A 21973-nucleotide genomic window follows, 5' to 3' on the forward strand; every position below is an offset into this window, starting at 1 on the left:
TATTAAAAATAATTCTAAAGATTCGATTTGTCAAACTACATTCGTGATTCAACCATTACAATATTTCGATATAGCCTTCTGTACCATGCACACGAATTCGTTGCCCATCTTTTATCAATTTGGTAGCATTCTCCACTCCGACAACTGCTGGTAAGCCATATTCACGCGCAATAACTGCCCCATGGGTCATTAGACCACCAACTTCAGTAACTAGGCCTTTTACAGATACAAACAATGGAGTCCAGCTAGGGTCAGTGAATAAGGTAACTAATATATCTCCATCTTCTAGATCAGCATCCTCCATGTTTAAGATGACACGCGCTCGTCCCTCTATAACACCAGAAGAAACCGCTAGACCTACAATAGCTTCTGTTGGGAGGTTTTCTCGGTTGTACTTACCCGCAATAATTTCACCATCAGACGTGAGAACACGTGGTGGAGTTAGTTTTTCATATAATTTGTACTCTTCTTTTCGTTTGCTGATGATCTGGTAATCCAGTTTGCATCTACTTACGACTTCGCGAAGTTCTTCAAACGTTATATAGTATATATCTTCTTTTTCAGGAATAACTCCTGCTTGTACGAGTTGTTCGGCTTCTTTTAATAAAGCTTGCTTATAAACGAAGTAGCGATTAACCATACCGTATTTGGGGTATTCCCTAAACCCGCTGAAATTCCGGATGAGATCAATCATTCGTTTTGTTTCTTTAGCTTTTTGTTCACCTTCGGGTAATTGCTTCAATCGATCTAATAGCTCTTGTTCTTTTTTCAAAGCTTCCTGTCGACCTTGCTCAAATTTCCGATGGCCAGCATTAGGTTCAAAGTTTTTGATATTACTAAGAATCATGGGGACAAGTGTAGTTGGTTTTTCGCTCCAACGAGTTCTTGTAAGATCGATTTCTCCGGTACATCGCATTCCGTATTTGCTGAGATAGTCATAGAAAGCCTCTTGGGTTTCCTGCCCACCCTCAAAACTAACCAGTTCATCTAAGAAATTATCGTCTTTAACCTGCTGTAAATAATCAATGACTTCCGGATAAGGCCGAATCACATCAGCGAGATTGAGTAACGCCAGACCCATTTCCGAAGTAATATTGCCCTGTACAGATTGAGAAAGCGTATCTGCTACGTTTTTTTCACCTAACCACTCATTTATTTTTTCATTGATCCATGCTGAAGCATCCATAGCAGCCATAATCACACGCATACTTTGTGGGTTGAATAGAATCTTCTTTAATTGCTGCATATCTTCCAGAATAAAATCAAACAACTCCGCCCCTGATTTGGTTTGAATGTTTTGTTGCAGCTCTTCTATCGATGCTTGGTTGCTCTTAATGAGGTCAGAAACGATTGTCAGATCATTTTCGAGTTGTACTTGAGAATCACTAGGTGGCAGGCTTGTATTGCTTTTACTCGGAGTAGAAGCTTTTTCATTATCTGCCGAAAATTTTATAAAATCTTCTCGCTCTACGAGGGTTATGAGTGCGTCTTTTATGAGGGGATCAGATTTACCTAATGCTTCTATGATCATTTCTCTGCTGCCAGGTGAAGCAAGACTTGATGTGACATCAACAAACAATCTTCCGCCAGCTGTACGCATAGGTGCAGGAGTCGTTAACAGGTAAAAAGCCAATCCCAGCGGTTTCATGGGATCTGTCATCATTTGTTGATGACCAACAGATACATAAACGTGGTTTTCTTGATCATTCGCTTCAGGGATGGGGAATAAAGTCGTGATTGGCCGACTCTGGACGATATAAAATGTATCCTCGTCCAAACACCATTCGATATCTTGTGGGCAACCAAAATAGGCTTCAATCTGTCTGCCTATCCTTGCTATTTGTAAAATTTGTTGTTCAGTAAGTGTTTGAGTCTGTTGCTGTTCGAGGTCGATCTGCCGGGTCTCTGTTCCGCCTTCTTTTAGTCCGTAGATAGCCAATTTTTTGGTTGCTATTCTCTTATCGACAATTTTCTCTTGCTGTACTTTATAACAATCGGCAGATACCAAGCCAGAGACCAGTGCTTCGCCAAGTCCAAAACTAGCATCGATGGATAGCAGTTTCCGGTTAGAAGTAATCGGATCAGCGGTAAATAAAATCCCTGAAGCCTGTGGAAAAACCATCCTTTGAACGATAACGGATAAATAAACTTGACTGTGGTCAAATCCATTTTGCATACGGTAGATTACGGCACGATCCGTAAATAGAGAAGCCCAACATTTGCTGATATGCTGAAGGATTGCTTCTATGCCGATGATATTTAAATAGGTATCTTGTTGACCTGCAAAAGAGGCATGTGGTAAATCTTCAGCGGTGGCACTAGAACGCACTGCATAAGCATGTTCATCACCAAGCTGGGTGAGATAGTGAGAAACTGCCTTCACAACATCGGAAGGAATTTCTGCTTCCATAATGATTTGCCGAATCTTCCTACTGATTTCACCGATTTGATCCCGATCTTCTACTTTTAGCATAGTTAGTTGATCCAACAAAGCATGATACGTTTGGTTCTGTTCGAGGGCTTGGTGATGTCCTACTGTTGTAATACAGAATCCTTCTGGTACTTGTATTCCTTCTATTTTTGATAATCTCCCTAAATTTAACCCTTTTCCGCCAACGAGCAAAAGCTGTGTATTGTCCACTTCCTGAAAACCGAGAACTAAAGAACGCATTTATTATCGCTCCTAACTATTAAATTGAGAAAAAAATTGACAAGAATTTAACGGCATGATAATATAAATATATAAGATGCAATTATTATGCCTAACCTTTGAATATCAGTCGTGAGTTGATTATATCATCGTGTCTTTTCATATGCAATATATAAGAATCTGATGAGATAAATCAGGTTCTTTTTTTTTGATTTCAGCTATCATTAGTGTTAAAGCAAATAAACCGCAGCCCCTCAAGTGGCCTACGGTTTATTTGCTGTAATATTAGAATGTCGTAATAGGGTATATTATTATCCCTTCACTTCAAACTCATAGATCCGCGCTGCTGTATCGGCTCCCTGCGTAGGTTTGAGAATCAATAATTTTACATAGCGGGCTTTTACTAACGCAATTGAATCAGTCGACTCGGCAGCCGAGTTTCCTTGGACGTTGACAACATCCGTCCAGTTCGTTCCGTCGCTGCTGACCTGAATCGTATAATCACTGGTATTAAAACCGGACCACTCTCCTCCGCTCTCAGCATGCTTGATGACAAAAGTGCTGAGTTGATGTTCGGCGCCGAGGTCAACCTGAAGCCAATGGGGCAGATTGCCAATTGCGCACCATTTACTGTTATCCGTCACTTTACCATCTACGGCGTTAGGTGCCCCTTCCTTTTCCCCGCAGGCATGATCGGCTGTTGCAGTTTTACCAAGTGCCAGATTTTTCACTGCGCTAGCTTCCTTGCTCACTGTGATGAGCCCTTTTTTCGTAATTGTGTCTTGGCCCGAGCTGTTGGTTGCAGTTAGCGTCACGCTATAAACGCCCTCCTGAGCGAATGTCACAACTGGGTTCTTCGATGTGCTGACCGCCGGGCTTCCGCTTTCGAAGGTCCATGACCATCCTTCTGTCACTTCAGTCGACAGGTCGGTGAAGTTTACGCTCTCGCCTGGAGCCACTAGGGTTCGATCAGCCTTGAACTCCGCAATCGGCTTTGGATAATCCGGCCAGCTGATCTTCACGCTAGAGGGTTGACCTTGCTCGTATCTTCCATTGATGGCAACAACCTTCAATACTGTGACCGTTTCTTTGTCTATTCTTCGTATCTCAGGAACGTAAAACACATGATTTGGTGTTGCACCTATGAACATTTCACTACCATCTGGCAGTACACGATAGATTTCGTATTGTTTGACCTGCTGGTCAAGCTGTTTCCACTGTAATCGGGCGTCTCCATAAATACCATTGCGGAAATCGGATTGAGTGACCTTAAGATCGCGAACCGCGGGCAATGGTTTGATCGAGTCATTAGCATTTTGAATAGAGAGCTGGCCAATTTGAATGTTGTAATTATTAATCGCATCCTTAGAGTCAAAATACAGTGACAACGCTACGATCCGTTTCCCTTTGTATGGGGTCAAATTCAATGTTTCAGTAGTCCAGTCTGGCGATGTCTTATCCTTCACGTTAAGGAAGACATATTGGTTGGGATGGTCTGCGAAAGCGAGACCAACCTTCAGGCTTGGCTTATTTTGTGTTTTGTACGTAATAGACAGCTTTGTGCTTGCTTCGATCTTAAGGTCGGTCTTGTAGAGCTTCAGATGTGTCGCATTGTTAGGGTTCAGCACGCCTGATACCTTCAGCGAACTGCCGCCGTAATAGGCATCGGACCAATCGAGAACTGGTGAAAGCGGGGTACCTTTGCTGTCTGCAATCCAGCGCCAGGATGGAAGAATATCCTGCAGACTCCGGTTGTTCCAGCCTTTATCCCGCACCTGCTTCCCTCGTACAAAATATTTCTGTCCGCTTCCCGTGTTGAAGTTAGTGGTGAAAGGCAGCTCATTTACTGGTGATGATTCGATCACATCGTTTGCGATACCTTTCCAGGCTTGATCACTCGAGGTGTTACTCGGATTCCCGTTTGGACCCACCCAGAATTTGTTCTCGCGTACGAAGAAATCTTCCATACTCTCTGCGCTGTTAAAAGCCCAATCCGGGCGGTAAATACCAAGGGAAGTAACGGCAGGATCTTTATCCGGAAACAACAGATTCCAGTTCACCTTTGTATCGTAACCCTTGGCTTCGACATCGATGCCTGCATACAAGTCATATGGACTTCTGCCCAAGCTTCTAGCCTTCTCTGCCGAGCTTTTAAGATCCTTCCACCAAAAGTTCAGGAACATATTGTCTGTAATTTGCTTTTTATTGTCTTGCAGGAACATCGCATTCTTGTCGTTAAGTGCATTTTGCCAACTGATACTGCCCTCATTGGTCATGGAATCATACCATACGATGTGCATAGAATTTGACTTGTGTGATTCCAGATAACTTAGGAAAGCTTTCATTTGCTGTGCGTCGGCCGGCGTTCCGCCCTCAGTCTCCTGGTTAATAAACCAGCCGTCAAATCCGTAATGGCTAGCAACCTGGATCAACTTGTCAGCAGCAGGAAAGGAGCCGTCACTATTCTGCTGAAGCATCTGCTTGACCCATTCATACTTCCCGCCATATACGGTTGGTGGGAAGAACACCGTTCCGATAATCGGCACGCCATTTTTATGGGCCGCGTCGATCGTATCAGCGCTTGGAGGTACGATGATCCCTTCGCCCGCGGAACCACCCCAATAGACCAGCTTGTCAACATATTGCCAATAGGTAAATGTGTTAGCTTCGAATTTGCTTGAACCCTGCGATGGAACTCCGCTTGTTCCCGGGTTCAGTGCTGATAAAGCCATGACTTTTGGCGCTTTGGTTGCATGAGCGTTGACTCCATATGCTACAAAACGGTCCTGCAGCGGGACTGTGCTCCGGTTAAATGCCGCATCCGGGTCGGATGCCGGACTCCACTGAAGCAATTGCTCCGGAAACCAATAGGATGAATAAGGCTGTTTCGCGAACGCAGTTGTGGATAAGGCTGCGCACATCACAAGTAAGAATATAAAACCTGCCCCAATCTTTTTCATGCCATACTCCTCCAATCGATAGATTAAATGATTGCGCTTACATTTTATCAAGTTGAACAAAGCTATAGATAGTGGATTAATGGCAAGTTCAGGTGCAATTATTACAGGTCGTAAGTCTAAGGTCAATAATCTCAGTGGGGAATTTGCTCCTATAAATTTGATATTTATATACAAAAAGCCGCAATTATGCGGCTAGTAAATGTAAATGTATAGGATAAGGTAAAGTGTATAGTTATTACGCTTTCAGGTTTAAAAGAAAATGCCGTGTGTCCTGATAAGCATCTGTCCAGCCCATCTTAGCATAGAATCGAAGTCCATCGAGTCCCTTAAAATAATAGGCACCGATTAGCCGCTCCTCAAAATTCGGGGTCACTATTCTAGCTTTCTCTTGATAGTTTTGATACGCGTTAATGACATTACACCAAGGCATATGCTTGTCGAGAATCGCAAGGTCTATGAGAGAATCGCCATACATGCAATTTCCATCAATAATGCTGGTTATCCTTGTTCCGTTGGACAAAATATTCCACTGTTGAAAATCTCCGTGTATAAAGCTTCTATTAGATTCATTATAGGGTACGTAGGTCATCAAACGACTATAGATTTCTTCGTATACGTCTCTTTCCAAGCAAGACGTGCGGAAGAGTTCATGCCAATTCTCCCAGAATGTCCCCGTCTGATCTTCCGCATTTACGGCAATGACGAAGTCTTTCCAAGATGAATAGGAGCCATTGCCCTCAGGCCCGATCCAACCATACCCGTTAGTTCCCCCAATATCCGTTTCGGCCATTCTTGTTAAAATGCCGATAATTTCAGGCATCAGCCGGGTTTGTTCCTCTGCTGAACAATCGGATAGATTGCGACCTTCCATTCGCTCCATGATCAAATAGGTTAACTGATTAGTCCTCCCTAACCCCAAACATTTTGGGAAAGGGATACCTTGGTCGAGTAGCAAATTGGATACAAATTGTTCGGTCTCATATGCTCGTTCCAAATCGCTGAATTTAACAACATAGTCTTTTCCTTCGAGAATAAAAGAAAACACGTTGCTAATATTGCCGCCAGACATCGGTGTAATCTCAGCCGCTCCCTGTCCAAGATGATTCCACAGTACTTTTTCAATTTCACTCATGGTCAATTCCGGTTTTTCGTAAGCCATTTTTACTCCAACTCCTGCTTATTTGAGTCTACTATGAATTTATCCGCAGCATATCATAAACACCATCATCCTAAATATCTCGTTCCTCATACTCAAAGGGTTCATCACATGAGTAAATTTCATGGAAAAATCCTACATATGGGATATCGTCTTCTAGACATTTTATACGATATGACAGCTCTTCATCGCATTCCGGCTCTTCACCATTGTTCCGCATTACCTCGAATGCATCAACGATGTTTTCCATGAGGGTTACTTGGATAAATAATGGCAATGTACCTAACATCGAATCTTCGATCCTGGTCTCGGATCTGTAGCCATCAAGGACTGTTTTAAAATAATCATCCATAAACTTTTTGCGTTTATCAGTATCTTGTTCAAATTGTATCCAGCCCACTCCAAGTGTCCAGAGATTTGCCAGGTCATACATATACCAACAAAAGCAGGAGTTATCGAAATCAAACACAGTTATTTGCCCTGTATTAAAATCGATCATATAATTCCCATCGCAGTAATCAAAATGGACCATCCCAAAAGACTCGTGATCCCTGTCCATCCCTTCTAACGTTGTAAGGAGATCTACCAGCTTCTCCTTCAGCAGAGATAACGAGTCAGGTATTAGCTTATCTATATAATCGGCATTGTATTTATCAAAAAAATCATACCGAGAATGGACAGGCGTATATCCCTTCGATAATTGATGCATTTTCCCAAGAACTTTGCCACAGTTATAATAGTATTCCGTAATAGGAACGCCTTCCCGATACTGATAATTATTTTCCACGAGCATACCCCCCTTGGCCTTTTCAAACAAGCAGACAAAAAAGGTATGATTATTAAGGGTTATCGTTTCCAGCAGATTCCCCTTCTGGGAGTTGACCACATTCGAAACACTGCCGCCATGCTCGTACAAATACCTGATATATTCCACTTCACCCAGAATATCTTCTCGGCTTCTGTCACTTAAGAAGGCAATTCTGATTATTTTTGCTTCAGAATCAGCTTTATCACAGTTATATGCAACATTCCGTCCTCCTTCATGTGCATTGATAAGCCTGATTTCATAACCTTCCAATCCGTACAATTCCATCACTAATGGAAGTATGTGTGTATCAGCAATTTTAATAACCTCGTTATAATTCAGAATATCTCTCCTCTCCACTTCTTCAATATATGGATAGTTTACCAGTTCCAGCTGATAAACTGGATGGAGAAAACAACTATAACTGAAATATCCTGCTTCATTAGGTCATCGTTCCTAGGTACACACGAATTAAAATATCTTGGTCATGGTTACCGAATCCAGCCCCATAAAGTGTCAAACCACCAACATTAACAGCCTTCTCGTCAACTGCGAACCGAAGCGTCCAGAACTGTTCCCGTAGCAAAATATCTGCGACAGTAATGTCCGACATCCTTTCTTCATCAATAAATGTGCCCGAAGTATCAATGCGGATCGTCTTCAATAACCCGTATTGATTTACATTCCGATGCCACCAATCCGGAGTATATATGCCTCGTGCCGCTCTTCCAAAGTCTGCCGGACTGGTCCAAGTTCCAAGCTTCACACCGTTAAAAAAGAACTCAATATCCGAAGGCCAATGATCTCTCAAGCCCGGGGCTTCAGAAGCAATTTCCATTGAAATCTCGATGGCGTCGGGCATTTGACCGGGAAGTAAGTAGTTAGGCGTTTTGTACTCTACGTAACCTCTCCCAAACCACAAAATGCCGGCGTTGACCCGCTCGGGATCCAGAAAATAGCGGGGATCGTCCCAAACCCCAATTTCTTTCTCTTGTGTCCCAAGACCACATGTAGGATGAACATCAAACGAAGTATAATGACCGACTGAAATGGTCTGCTCTCTGATCCTCGGGGTTTGAGTGGCAGTGGGGAGTTCGATCTCAACTCTTTTTTGTTTAAGGAAGCACATTTTGTGCGTTCCTCCGTTTAGGCGTACCCTGTGGCTTCCTGTAAGTCCAGCTTGTTCGAGCTTTCGGATATGCATAGTAACTATGGAAGGGCTAAGCTCTAACTTAGCCGCGATCTCCTTCACATTCATTTCATTATCTGCAATGAGGCTCATAATCCTCCATCTGACTTCGCTTGCCAGCGCTTCATACAACGCCATGAATTTTGCTTCACCGTTTGCTTTGATCATCATCATAATCACCTGACCTGTGCTTATTGAAATTACATATATATTAATTTAATAAATATAACGTATATCTTCAACCCCGATTCATTGAAAACCTATAAGCAATAGTGTTTAATTTTCTTAGTAGTTAAATATATTGAATTCATATTTATATAAATTTATTAATGAGGTGGAAAAATGAAATACAATAATCCGGTCATCAAAGGGTTTTATCCTGATCCCAGCGCATGTAAAGTTGAAGACACTTATTATTTGGTCTGCAGTTCCTTTCAGTATTTTCCCGGTGTTCCGATTTTTGAAAGCAAAGATTTAATTAATTGGACCCAAATCGGTCATTGCTTAACCCGAAAAAACCAGATTCAACTGGATACTGTGGACAGTTCCGGTGGTGTATTCGCCCCCACCCTGCGGTACAATAATGGACGATTCTACATGACGACCACTAATGACACTTTGCGCCAGAACTTCTATGTCTGGACTGACAATATTTACGGCGAATGGTCTGATCCGATTAATGTAGATCAAGGCGGTATTGATCCGGACTTGTATTTTGAAGACGGCAAAACGTATTTCATGAGTAATGGGACAGACGATTACGGAGTTAATGGTATTGTCCAATGTGAAATTGAAATTGAAACTGGGCAGAAGCTGTCGCCAAGCCGTTCAATCTGGCAAGGATCCGGTGGGCGTTATTTGGAGAGTCCTCATTTATACAAAATTAATGAACAATACTATCTGCTAGCAGCTGAGGGTGGAACCGAATATGGGCATATGGTTACTTATGCAAGGGGCAATTCTCCTGCTGGCCCATTCGAAGCCTACCCGCATAACCCCGTATTGACTAATCGAAATTTAGGCGGTTACGAGCTTCAGGGTGTTGGCCACGGAGATTTGGTACAAGATCATGAGGGGGATTGGTGGCTGTTACATCTTGGTTTCCGGCAGACTGGCCAGTATCTTACCTATCACCATTTGGGGCGCGAGGTTTTTCTAACTCCGATTACCTTTGGCGAGGATGGATGGTTTACAGCAGGCCATGAAGGTACCACTCTTATAAGTTTCGAGACTGATCGTATTGCGGACACAGTTATTCAGCAGGAGAAAGAAGTCTATACGTTCGAGAACACAGATTGGAATTTGGACTGGTGTTACCTGCGTCACCCAATTACAGAAAATTATCGGTTAGAAGCTGATAAAATAAAGCTTAAAGGAACTGCAGTAACGTTAGATATCCCGGCTACTCCGACATTTATTGGTATTCGTCAAAAAGATTTTAACGCAATTATTTCGTGCCAAGTCAGCCTTACGAATGGTGAAGCCGGAATTACACTTTACATGGACGAAAATCACCATTATGACTTGGCCTTGCGTAAACATCCAGAGAGTTATGAGATTATCGAACGGCTGAATATCGGAGATATCAAATCCATTGAAAAAACAAAAAATATAGGTCAATGTAACCATGCTTCATTAGTTGTCAAAAGCAGTCCAACGCATTATCACTTTTATATCCAGGTAGACGGTACTGAGATCTTACTCGGAGCTGCGCAAACCAAATATCTATCCTCTGAAATAGCCGGAGGATTCACAGGTGTGCTTATTGGTTTGTACGCCACTGGAGAAGACCAAGATTATAATGCGATATTCACAAATTTTAGCTGCCTTTATTCTTAAACCTCCAAATTAGAATGAACTGTACAAGTCTAAGGGTGTTCTTATAAATAAAAGACGGGTTAACCCCTTAATTATGGTTAACCCATCTTTTATCAAAACCAATAAGATCCTAAGAAAAATTAGATATCCAGCTTCCTAGTACTTAACGCTTTTACCATTACAGGATCTCTATGTGAAAAGAACAAACTCTCTTTTGTGTCTAACAGCGCAATTTGTTCTATATCCTCTGAATTTAATTCAAAGTCAAAGATATTAAAGTTTTCAATTATTCTTTCTTTCCGGACAGACTTTGGAATCACAACAACTCCTCTTTGCGTCAACCAGCGTAAAACTACTTGGGCAACAGATTTATTATATTTTTGAGCTATTGTTACTAATACTTCGTTCTGGAACATGTTGTTTTTACCTTCAGCAAATGGACCCCATGATTCGATCTGAACATTGTTTTCTTTCATGAATGCAGCACTTTCAATTTGTTGACAGAATGGATGTGTCTCAACTTGATTAACGGCAGGTGTTACTTCATTATGAATAATCAAATCAATCAGACGATCGTTCTGGAAGTTACTTACGCCAATCGCTCTGATTTTTCCTTCACGGTACAATTCCTCCAGCGCCCGCCAAGAACCATGCACGTCGCCAAAGGGCTGATGAATTAAATACAAATCCAAATAATCAAGTTGCAATCTTGAAAGGGATTTTTCAAATGCTTCCTTTGTACGTTCGTATCCGGTATCTTGAACCCATAATTTCGTAGTAATAAATAGATCCTCTCTTGGTACTCCACTCCGTTTGATGGCTCTTCCCACCGCTTCTTCGTTTAGGTAAGAGGCTGCGGTATCTATCAGTCGATAACCTGACATGATCGCATCGTAAACAGCTTGTTCACATTCAGCTTCATCTTGAATTTGAAAAACTCCAAAACCAAGTATCGGCATTTCAACACCATTGTTCAAAATAACTTTTTGCATAAAAAATCCTCCTATTAGTTGATGATACACCTCTAGTTAGAAGTGTGTACTATCAATTTCCATTTTAGACAAAGCTTCATTTAGTCTATCTACATCTTCCTTTGTTAATTTCAGATCAGCTCCATATAGGTTTTCTTCTAATCTGTTTAATTTTGTAGTGCCTGGAATTGGAATGATATATGGTTTTTGAGCTAATTCCCACGCTAATACGACTTGAGCCGGTGTTGCATTTTTACTTTCTGCAACTTGAGTAATTAAATCTAATAACACTTGATTATGATCAATCACATCAGGTTTGAATCTTCCCATGAAACTTCGATAGTCACCTTCATCATATTTGGTTTCCTTTGTATATTTACCACTTAAGAAACCATTTCCTAATGGACTGTAAGCGATAAAAGCAATTCCTAACTCTTCACAAAGTTCAAACAACTCTTTTTCCGGTTCACGCCACATCATGGAGTACTGATTTTGGGTTGCAGTAATCGAACAAACAGCATGTGCTCGTTTCATATAATCAATCGGTGCATTTGAGACACCCCATGTTTTAATCTTCCCTTCAGCTATTAAATCTTTCATTGTTTCTGCGACAGCTTCAGGTTCGACATTCGGATCCACTCGGTGCTGATAATATAAATCAATGCAATTAACCTTCAACCTTTTTAATGAATCTTCTATTTGTTTACGAATAGAATCTGGTGTACTATTAAAAATAAGTTGAGGTTGACCGTCTACAGCTTCTTGTCCTAAAATTCCAAATTTAGTTGCAATCACAACTTGATCTCTTAGTGGTGCAAGGGCTTCGCCTACTAATTCCTCATTGGATTCTCCATAAAAAGCAGCAGTATCAATGAAATTACATCCTAATTCAACTGCTCTGCGAATTAATTTAACCATTTCATTACGATCTGCTGGCTTTCCATAGGCATGATCCATTCCCATACAGCCAAGCCCTATTGCCGAAACTTCCAAGCCACTATTTCCTAATTTACGCATTTGCATCTGTGATCTTCCTTTCGCATGAAGTTCAGTCAAAGTTCAACGTTCGACGTAGTCTGCATTATTTTCAGCACGTTAATCCAGCTAAATTAGTTTGGGTACTATTTTAGTATGCAACAATTTTTCACAAAACAGATATCATAATAGTATTAAATCATTGCCTATTCCTCTCATTTCATTGAAACCTCCCTATGTATGAGTCACTTTATAGCGACTACAAGGATTTCAAACCAAATCTTAAGATTAGATAAATATTGATTCTGCTCCCTTTAAAACAAAATCCCCACAGGTAATAATGGATACAAACCTACTATTGGAGTGAACAGTAATGATTAACATACTCGTTGTTGAAGATGATAAGCATGTAAGAAGACTTCTTGAAGCTGTTCTGAAACGCGAAGGATACGATGTAGTAACTGCTGAAGACGGAGTTAAAGCTTTGGAGGTCCTAGATTCACAACATATTGATCTGATCATTCTGGATATTATGATGCCTAATATGGATGGTTATGAATTCGCCAAGGAAGTAAGAGCTGCCGATAGCTTGGTCCCCATTCTTATGGCTACAGCAAAACAGCTGCCTGAAGATAAGAAAAAGGGGTTCCGGATTGGAACTGATGATTATATGACCAAACCCATTGATACCGAAGAAATGCTGCTCAGAATCCAAGCGCTGCTTCGCCGTTCGCAAATCGCAAGTGCCCGTAAATTAGTAGTGGGTAAAGTGATCCTTGATTATGACGCATTGACAGTAACCCGGGAGGACGAGAAACAAACGCTTCCGCAAAAAGAATTCTATTTGTTGTATAAGTTATTGTCCTATCCTGAACGGATTTTCACGCGCATCCAGCTTATGGACGAAATATGGGGCATGGAAAGTGAAAGTACGGATACAACCGTTAATGTGCACATCAATCGTCTGCGGAAACGGTTTGACTCTTATCCAGAGTTTGAACTGGTTTCCGTCAGAGGTCTTGGATACAAGGCGGTGCGAAGCCAGTGAGCAAAATAAGTAACAAGCTTAACAACAGAATCAGCCTTCCCATCTATTTTTCCCTTATCATATTTTTCATCTTTCTTATTACCGTTGTGATTACAGGACTACTCTTCTTTCTCGCACAAGTTTTTGGTTTGTTGAACGAAGAGCTTGCCCAGGATGGATTCGTACTACCTATAATGGTATTAATCGCTTGTACAATTATCGGTACCACGATATCAGCCATCACAAGCCGGAAAATGGTAAAATCCATCCGGTTATTTATTGAGGCCACAGAGCGTCTTGCCAGCGGTGACTTCTCCATGCGGCTCCAGCTCAAAAGCCCGCCAGAGTTTGAAATTTTATCAGAGAATTTTAACCGGATGGCTGAAGAGCTTGGGGGTATCGAAATTCTGCGAACCGATTTTGTGAATAATTTTTCCCATGAATTCAAAACACCGATTGTATCTATTAAAGGGTTTGCCGAAGTCTTAAAGAACGATGATCTTACCAAAGAAGAACGGAATGAATATCTAGATATTGTCATTGAGGAGTCGACCAGACTTGCCTCCCTTGCTTCGAATGTACTGGAGCTGACGCAGGTTGAGACGCAAAAGATTCTGACAAACAAAATGAGGTTTAACGTTGGGGAACAAATTCGCCAATCTGTGCTTTTGCTGGCTGCCAAATTTGAGAAGAAGCACCTGAAGCTGAATGTTAATATTCAGGATTATGAACTCTCTGGCAATAAAGAGCTTTTAAATCAGGTTTGGTTAAATTTATTGGATAACGCGATCAAATTCACTCCTGAACATGGCGAAATTGAAGTTACCATGAAGAAAAACGAAGATAACCTGGTGATTCTAGTTCGTGACTGCGGAAGCGGTATTCATCCTGAGGCTCTTCCCAAGATATTCGATAAATTTTATCAGCAGGATACTTCCCACTCGACTGCAGGCAATGGACTTGGATTAGCAATCGTTAAAAAAATCATTCATCTACACAATGGAACCATTTCTTGCGAAAGCATTCCATTACAAGGAACCACATTTACAGTAACGATTCCGATTGGAATATAGTACGAGCCCTGGAGAACCTCATCGTTCTTTCAGGGTTTTTTCATTTTTCAGAAAAGTTAACTTTCAGTTTATCTTCTTTCGTTATCATATAAGCAACACCACATAAAGGAGTCAGATGTATGGTAACTATACTTAAGTACTTAAAACCGAAGGAATGGACCCTAATCGGTATCAGCATCCTATTCATTGTTACACAGGTATGGCTGGATCTGGAATTGCCCGGTTATATGAGCGAGATTACTCGTCTTGTACAGATACCAGGAAGCGAAATGAGCGAAATCATTGCAGCCGGAGGTTGGATGTTGCTCTGTGCCCTCGGCAGCTTAGCCACATCAATCATAGTGGCAGGGATCGCCGCTAAAATTGCCGCTAACTTCTCTTCAAGATTACGCTCCAAATTGTTTGATAAGGTACAGTCTTTTTCTATGGAAGAAATCAACAACTTCTCTACAGCTAGTTTAATTACCCGTTCAACGAATGACATTACACAAGTGCAAATGCTGATTGTCATTGGTCTGCAACTGCTGGTGAAGGCTCCCATCCTTGCCGTTTGGGCAATGCTCAAAATTACAGGCAAGAGTTGGCAGTGGTCGCTTGCTACCGGTGTCGCCATTGGGGTATTGATTCTTATTGTCGGCATAGTGATCGTGCTTGTGCTTCCGAAATTCCAAAAATTGCAGCAACTGACTGATAATCTTAATCGTGTTGCAAGAGAGAATCTTACAGGCCTTCGTGTCATTCGTGCTTATAATGCGGAAAGTTACCAGGAAGATAAATTTAGCGTAGCCAACAGCGAGCTTACCCGAACGAATTTATTTGCCAACAATGTACTGTCCATGATGATGCCAAGTATTTCTCTCATTATGAGCGGTTTAAGTCTCGCAATATATTGGATTGGTGCTATTTTAATTCAAAATGCCAATGGTACGGCGAAGATGGGCTTATTTTCAGATATGATTGTCTTCTCATCCTATGCGATGCAGGTGGTTATGGCATTCATGATGCTGATCATGATTTTTATCCTGATGCCTCGTGCCCATGTATCCGCTAAAAGAATCAATGAAGTGTTGGATACTAAGCCAAGCTTAGAGAACGGATCACTTACTACCTCCAAGACAAATCGGTTGGGTGAAGTCGAATTCAAAAAAGTCAGCTTTAAATATCCGGATGCAGAAGAATACGTTATTGAGGATATCAGCTTTACGGTGAAAAAAGGAGAAACTGTGGCCTTCATCGGTTCAACCGGATGCGGAAAAAGTACTGTAGTGAACCTGATCCCTCGCTTTTATGATGCTACAGCAGGTGAAGTGTTGGTGGACGGTATTAATGTTAACCAATATGAGCAAACTGCACTGCGCAATAAAATGGGATATGTATCTCAGAAAGCGATTTTGTTTGGCGGCACGGTGAGCTCTAATGTTGCTTTTGGCGACAATGGCAGTGATCTGTCCTCTGATGTTGTAGATGCCATTTACACCTCTCAAGCTTCAGATTTTGTTGAAAAGATGGAAGGAAGCTACGAGGCTCATGTCTCTCAAGGCGGTACGAACTTGTCTGGCGGTCAAAAGCAACGTCTTTCCATTGCCCGAGCCATTGCCCGTCGTCCTGAAATATTGATCTTCGACGATTCCTTCTCAGCGCTTGATTATAAGACGGATCGCAAATTGCGTAGTGAATTGAAGAAGAAATCTAGCGGTACGACGATACTAATCGTTGCGCAGCGGATCGGTACAATCAAAGACGCAGATAAAATCATTGTACTGGAAGCCGGACGAATGGCAGGCATGGGAACACATGATGAATTGATGCAGACCTGTGATGTCTACCAAGAGATTGCTTACTCACAACTTTCAAAGGAGGAGCTAGCTTAATGAACAAAAGCAAAGAGCAACTCAACACGTGGAGCAAACTTCTCCACTATTGCAGAAAATATATCCCTGTAGTCCTTATAGCTATTATTAGTGCAGCAATCGGTACGGTTCTGACTTTGCTTGGACCGGATAAGCTTTCGGAGATGACAGACTTGATCACGGCGGGCCTCGTCACCGGAATTGATATGGAAGCAGTAACTTCTATCGGCCTTTTCCTTGTATTTATCTATATCCTTAGCGCTGTGTTATCTTTGGTACAAGGATTAATTATGTCCGCAGTTACGCAAAAGGTCTCCAAAAACTTAAGAGCCGATCTCTCACGCAAAATGAACAAACTTCCGATTTCTTATTATAATAATTCTACAACCGGTGACATTCTGTCCCGGGTTACCAACGATGTGGATACGATCGGGCAAGCTTTAAACCAAAGCGTCGGCACACTGGTAACTGCCCTTGCCCTCTTTACGGGATCCATCATCATGATGTTCAAAACAAATGTGATCATGACTATTACGGCGGTTGTTGCAACTATCATTGGCTTTGGCCTCATAGCGGCAATTATGAAAAAATCCCAAAAGTATTTTCAAAGTCAGCAAGAATACTTAGGGAAAATCAATGGTCATGTGGAGGAAGTATATACAGGACATACTGTAGTGAAAGCTTACAATGGTGAATCACAAATGCGCAATACATTTGAATCCCTGAATATGAATCTTAAAGATAGTGCATTTAAAGCGCAGTTCCTCTCTGGTCTTATGATGCCGATTATGATGTTTATAGGCAATCTAGGTTTTGTGGCCGTTTGTGTCGTTGGTGCTGTACTTGCTATGAACGGAACGATATCCTTTGGGGTCATTGTAGCCTTTATACTGTATGTGCGTTATTTTACACAACCGCTCTCTCAAATTGCTCAAGCCGCACAAAGTCTGCAATCGGCTTCCGCGGCAAGCAAACGTGTCTTCGAGTTCCTCGATGCTGATGAAATGGACAATGAAAGTCATAAAGAAAGACATCTTAAAACTGCAACGGGCAAAGTGGATTTTGAACATGTGCAATTTGCTTATGAAAATTCAGATAAACTTGTGATTAAAGATTTTTCTGCAGAGATTAAGCCTGGGCAAAAAATTGCTATAGTCGGCCCTACCGGCGCAGGTAAAACTACACTGATAAATCTTCTAATACGGTTTAATGAATTAAAGGGCGGAGAGATTTATATTGATGATACCCCCATCAGCAGCTTAACAAGAGAAAACATCCATGATCTATTCTGTATGGTCTTGCAGGACACCTGGCTTTTTGAGGGCACTATCAGGGAAAATCTGGTGTACAACAAAACAGGTGTAACCGATAAAGAAGTTGAAGATGCTTGTAAGTCGGTAGGCTTGCATCATTTCATTCAGACCTTAAGTGCCGGTTACAATACCATACTAAATGACAAGGTTAATTTATCCACCGGCCAAAAGCAACAGCTTACCATCGCCCGCGCGATGCTCAAGAATGCTCCAATGCTCATCCTCGATGAAGCTACAAGCTCAGTCGATACAAGAACAGAGCTCTTGATTCAGCAGGCAATGGATAAGCTTATGGAAGGAAGAACCTCCTTTGTTATTGCGCATAGACTCTCAACCATTAAGAACGCCGATGTGATTCTGGTTCTGAAGGAAGGCGATATCCTGGAAAGCGGCAGCCACGAAGAACTACTTGCCAAAAATGGTTTCTATGCTGAGCTTTATAATAGCCAATTTGATCAAGCCTCTTAAATCCTAGTTGAACTATGAATTATATAGCAAAAGTCAAAAGGACCTACTCATTGTTCTTATCCAGAACAATAAGTAGGTCCTTTATTCGCTATGAACGCATATTACCTACTGGCAAGGAATTCATCAAGCTGTTTTTGCTTTTCAGCAATGACTTTATCTAGTCCGGCCGATTTTTGGGCGGCGATAAATTTTGGCAATTCTTTGTCCAGATCAACCGAGCCTGTCTCAAGCATCTTCTGATATTCTCTTAGGACGTTTGCTAGTGCTCCAACTTCTGATTTGACTGGCTCACTGTCAAAGGTGAAGCCCAGCGCTGGTGACGATTTGGCCCCTTCGTTGAACTTTTTGAACTGCTCCCACTTGTCCGGAGCTTCCGAGCTCCAGACATAGTTGAGGAACTGATTTCCCAGCTCCCAAGCGACGCCCGGTGCGTACTGTCCTGACTTCTCCGTCTGCGTCATAACATTACCATTAAGTGTGAAATGTGTACCTTCAATACCGAAGTTAAGCAGATTAATAATCTCTTGATCTGTATGAAGCAGGTTAATCAGCATCATGGCGCGTTCCGGGTTCTTGGACGTTGATGAGATGGCTAACATGGCACCGGTAGTCTCCGATGTGGCGACCGTTTTACCTGTCAAAGTAATTTGTGCAAGCTTGCCATCAAGTCCTGTCGCGGATGCGATTTCCTCTGCTTTGCCTGGCTTGAGAGGCTCTACAGTGGAGAATACGTTGCCCGTCTTATAAGCATCAAGGGATGACGTTTGGGAAGTGGCCGCATCTTTGTTTAGATACCCCTTCTGGAAGAAATCACGGGTTACTTTTAATGCATTTAAGTATTGGGGATACTCTTCGGCCGGTTTGACTGTCGCCTCCGTGCCATTCTTATCGATAGCGCCAGGTATCGTCGTATCACCTAAAAAATCCAATTCCACAAAAGAGTGAGAGGCGAACGTGCCACCCGTTGTATACAGCGGATACATGGTTGGCTTCTTCTCTTTAACGATCTTATAAACGGCATCTAAATCTTCGATTTTTTGCACTTTACTCATGTCGATGCCGAGTTCATCGGCAATGTCCTTCCGGTACACAATGCCCCCTGACGATGCCAATTCTTTATTAGTAGGAACTGCATAATTTTTGCCGCCGATTTTGGAGCCATCGAGAAAAGCTGGATCCAAGCTATCCTTAATGCCCTGGCCATACTGATCGAGCAAGGGACCGAGATCTAAGTAAGCACCTTTGGCAACGTTCTTTGCATACCCGTTCCATGAGGCTGTAAATAGAATGTCTACGGGCTCTCGAGAAGCGATGATGAGGTTAGTCTTATCATCCCATGCTCCCCAATCGATTGGTGCGATATCTACCGTCGCGTTGATTTTTTCGGTCAAGATCTTGTTCAGCGCTTCCTCGACGATAGCCTCGTCCGCCTGTGGAGCTCCTTCGTAGACCAGCTTTAGTTTGTAGGGTTCCAGCTTCGAGGGCTCATTGGATGTGTTATCGGTGGTTGAATTCGCTGATGAGCTCGGTGTGGCGCTTTCTTTTCCGGCATTATCCGGTGTAGCGTTGTTCGAGTTGTTTGAATTGCCGCAAGCCGTAGTGGCTACTGCTGAGATAAGCATCAGTGTGAGAAGCAGTGAAGCCTTGCTTTTCGTATCCTTCATTTTCAAGTAATCCCCCCATAAAATAGAATGATATGCTAAACCATATACTGGTTTTAGCCGTTTCCGTGCCCACGTAAGTGATCGGCAATCTTAGCCTTTAACGGAGCCTACTGTCAGGCCTCTGATAAAGTATTTCTGGAAGAACGGGTAAGCAAATACAATAGGTCCAACACCTACAACCACCATCGCCATACGCACGGTTTCACTTGGGAAGTTAATCATTCCGCCAGCTCGGGTAATTTCAGCCATCGCGTTCGGGTTACTGGATAAGTACTGGATGTTGACCATCATCTTGTAAAGAAAGTACTGCACGGATATATTGTGGTTGTCTGTAATAAACATTAGGCTTAGGAACCAGTCGTTCCAGTATGTCAGTGTTTGGAACAGTGCTACGGTTGCCAGAACCGGCAGAGATAAGGGCAAGACAATTCGGATAAATATCCGTAGCTCCCCTGCCCCATCTATTTTGGCTGACTCCAGCACAGCTTCAGGTACGGTCTCCTTAAAGAAAGTGCGCATGATCAGTACCCAGAATGCGGACATGATCAGCGGCATGATCAGTGCCCAAAGTGTATCTTTTAATTCCAGCATCTGTACGTATACCAAGTACCAAGGGACTAAGCCGCCGGAAATCAGCATCGTTAGAAAAACAAAAAATGTAAAATACTTAGCCTGTGGGAAATTATTCCGGGAAATGGGGTACGCATACAGTGCTATTATGATGACGCTTAGTATCGTGCCGATCACCGTGACAGTTAGTGAGATTCCATAGGAATGAACGATTTGACTGATATCTTTCATTAGGAATCGATAGGCTGCCAGATTGAAATTTTCGGGCATAAATCGATATCCGTGTGTCATAACGGACTGCTCATCGGAGAACGATACCGAAAGAATCAGCAAAAGCGGTAGGATACAGAGCGCCGAATAGATGACGAAGAAGATGTTGATGAGGGTTGACGCCCATCCCGACAGCTGATTCTTTGGATTGGACCCAGATAAGGATTTACTCTTTGTATTGGTCATAAGGGCTCCTCTCTTAGAACAGCGCGTTCTCGCGATTAAAGCGGCGAACGACCCAATTAGATACAAAAACCAAGATGAAACCAACTACTGATTGGAACAGGCCTGCTGCTGAGGAAAGTCCGATATCCCCAACGGTCAGGAAGGTGCGGTAGACATAGGTATCGATAACGTTTGTCACAGGGAACAATGCCCCCGATTCACGCGGCACTTGGAAGAATAGGCCAAAGTCAGCATTGAAGATCCGGCCAACCTGCAGCAAAGTCATAATCGTGAGGACAGGCATGATCAAGGGAATCGTGATTTTCTTGATCTGTTGCCACTTGTTCGCCCCGTCTATCGTCGCGGCTTCGTAGTACTCCTCGTCGATACCAATGATTGCTGCCATGTACACAACCGTGTAGTACCCCATGTTTTTCCACGTGTTAATGATCGGCAAGACGATCGGCCACACTTCTTTCGTGAAGTACCAGCGTACGGAATCAAGACCAAGCGCCGGCAGCAATGTGCCGTTGAAGTATCCTCGCTCGTCGCTCATGAACCCATACACCAAGTACGAGATGACGATCATCGACAGGAAGTATGGCAGGAACATGATCGTTTGGTGTAGCTTCGAGAGGAAGCGATTCTTCATCTCGTTAAGCATCAAGGCGAACCCCAGTGGAAGCGCCATGTTCAATACAATAAACAGCGAGTTATAAAGCAATGTGTTGCGAATGATGATGTACGAATCCTTCGAGGCAAACAGGTATTCGAAATTTTTCATCCCTGTCCAGGGGCTTCCAAGGATACCGTCCTGGTAGTTAATTGTTTTAAAGGCAATTACGATCCCGAACAAAGGGATGTAGTTATTTATTACAAGCAGAACGATTCCCGGCAGCATCATTGCGTAGAACATCCAGTAAGTACGAAGATTCTTCACGATGGAAAAATTACGTACAGTACGTATCGGTTTCCTATTTGTAGGAAGTGGCATAGCTTTCAATAGAGTTGTTGCACTCCTTTCACTGTCTTACACACTCCCCACACCG

15 protein-coding genes are annotated in these 21973 nt (G+C 42.5%); 5 read left to right on the plus strand and 10 right to left on the minus strand.

Annotated elements, in window-relative coordinates; all coding sequences use genetic code 11:
- Nucleotides 1–55: 55 nt before the first annotated feature.
- The 5 genes from ppsA to MHH49_RS25625 form a co-directional block, all read right to left on the minus strand.
- The gene (gene ppsA, locus MHH49_RS25605) at nucleotides 56–2671 is read right to left on the minus strand and encodes a phosphoenolpyruvate synthase (RefSeq protein WP_341138615.1); all 2616 of its coding nucleotides are present in this window, start codon (nucleotides 2669–2671) and stop codon (nucleotides 56–58) included.
- Nucleotides 2672–2961: 290 nt separating this feature from the next.
- The gene (locus MHH49_RS25610) at nucleotides 2962–5610 is read right to left on the minus strand and encodes an endo-beta-N-acetylglucosaminidase (protein WP_341138616.1); all 2649 of its coding nucleotides are present in this window, start codon (nucleotides 5608–5610) and stop codon (nucleotides 2962–2964) included.
- A gap of 235 nt (nucleotides 5611–5845) precedes the next feature.
- Nucleotides 5846–6769 carry a phosphotransferase family protein gene (locus MHH49_RS25615; protein WP_076099185.1) on the minus strand — a complete coding sequence of 308 codons (924 nt, stop codon included), beginning with the start codon at nucleotides 6767–6769 and terminating at the stop codon, nucleotides 5846–5848.
- Nucleotides 6770–6839: 70 nt separating this feature from the next.
- Nucleotides 6840–7859 (minus strand): phosphotransferase enzyme family protein, encoded by a 1020-nt coding sequence (locus tag MHH49_RS25620; protein WP_178944207.1) that lies wholly within the window; start codon nucleotides 7857–7859, stop codon nucleotides 6840–6842.
- Nucleotides 7860–8013: 154 nt separating this feature from the next.
- Complete coding sequence (locus MHH49_RS25625) at nucleotides 8014–8928, minus strand: ArsR/SmtB family transcription factor (protein ID WP_076099187.1); 915 nt, start codon at nucleotides 8926–8928, stop codon at nucleotides 8014–8016.
- Nucleotides 8929–9102: 174 nt separating this feature from the next.
- On the opposite strand from MHH49_RS25625, the gene MHH49_RS25630 reads away from it, so the two are divergent.
- Nucleotides 9103–10599 carry a glycoside hydrolase family 43 protein gene (locus tag MHH49_RS25630; protein ID WP_341138617.1) on the plus strand — a complete coding sequence of 499 codons (1497 nt, stop codon included), beginning with the start codon at nucleotides 9103–9105 and terminating at the stop codon, nucleotides 10597–10599.
- 119 nt (nucleotides 10600–10718) lie between these two features.
- Here MHH49_RS25630 and MHH49_RS25635 read toward each other — a convergent pair whose 3' ends face one another.
- The gene (locus MHH49_RS25635; RefSeq protein WP_076105750.1) at nucleotides 10719–11570 is read right to left on the minus strand and encodes an aldo/keto reductase; all 852 of its coding nucleotides are present in this window, start codon (nucleotides 11568–11570) and stop codon (nucleotides 10719–10721) included.
- A gap of 36 nt (nucleotides 11571–11606) precedes the next feature.
- A complete protein-coding gene (locus MHH49_RS25640; RefSeq protein WP_341138618.1) occupies nucleotides 11607–12572 on the minus strand; it encodes an aldo/keto reductase in 966 nt (321 codons plus the stop codon).
- 325 nt (nucleotides 12573–12897) lie between these two features.
- Here MHH49_RS25640 and MHH49_RS25645 point away from each other — a divergent pair, with 325 nt between their 5' ends.
- The 4 genes from MHH49_RS25645 (at nucleotide 12898) to MHH49_RS25660 (ending at nucleotide 18255) form a co-directional block, all read left to right on the plus strand.
- Complete coding sequence (locus MHH49_RS25645; RefSeq protein WP_341138619.1) at nucleotides 12898–13572, plus strand: response regulator transcription factor; 675 nt, start codon at nucleotides 12898–12900, stop codon at nucleotides 13570–13572.
- Nucleotides 13569–14624 (plus strand): HAMP domain-containing sensor histidine kinase, encoded by a 1056-nt coding sequence (locus tag MHH49_RS25650; RefSeq protein ID WP_341138620.1) that lies wholly within the window; start codon nucleotides 13569–13571, stop codon nucleotides 14622–14624. The genes MHH49_RS25645 and MHH49_RS25650 overlap by 4 nt, the downstream gene beginning before the upstream one ends.
- Before the next feature lie 119 nt (nucleotides 14625–14743).
- Nucleotides 14744–16495 (plus strand): ABC transporter ATP-binding protein, encoded by a 1752-nt coding sequence (locus MHH49_RS25655; RefSeq protein ID WP_076105747.1) that lies wholly within the window; start codon nucleotides 14744–14746, stop codon nucleotides 16493–16495.
- Complete coding sequence (locus MHH49_RS25660) at nucleotides 16495–18255, plus strand: ABC transporter ATP-binding protein (protein ID WP_076316420.1); 1761 nt, start codon at nucleotides 16495–16497, stop codon at nucleotides 18253–18255. The genes MHH49_RS25655 and MHH49_RS25660 overlap by 1 nt, the downstream gene beginning before the upstream one ends.
- A gap of 101 nt (nucleotides 18256–18356) precedes the next feature.
- Here the strand turns inward: MHH49_RS25660 and MHH49_RS25665 are convergent, their stop codons facing one another.
- The 3 genes from MHH49_RS25665 to MHH49_RS25675 form a co-directional block, all read right to left on the minus strand.
- Nucleotides 18357–19919, minus strand: coding sequence for an ABC transporter substrate-binding protein (locus MHH49_RS25665; protein ID WP_340951013.1), 1563 nt, complete (start codon nucleotides 19917–19919; stop codon nucleotides 18357–18359).
- 90 nt (nucleotides 19920–20009) lie between these two features.
- On the minus strand, nucleotides 20010–20945 hold the full coding sequence (locus tag MHH49_RS25670; RefSeq protein ID WP_038571187.1) for a carbohydrate ABC transporter permease: 936 nt from the start codon (nucleotides 20943–20945) through the stop codon (nucleotides 20010–20012).
- Between the two features lie 13 nt (nucleotides 20946–20958).
- Entirely contained in the window at nucleotides 20959–21918 is a 960-nt protein-coding gene (locus tag MHH49_RS25675; RefSeq protein WP_038574490.1) for an ABC transporter permease, read from the minus strand.
- Nucleotides 21919–21973: the final 55 nt, after the last annotated feature.

The organism is Paenibacillus sp. FSL F4-0122 (assembly GCF_038002845.1).
Classification (GTDB): Bacteria; Bacillota; Bacilli; order Paenibacillales; family Paenibacillaceae; genus Paenibacillus_AQ; species Paenibacillus_AQ odorifer.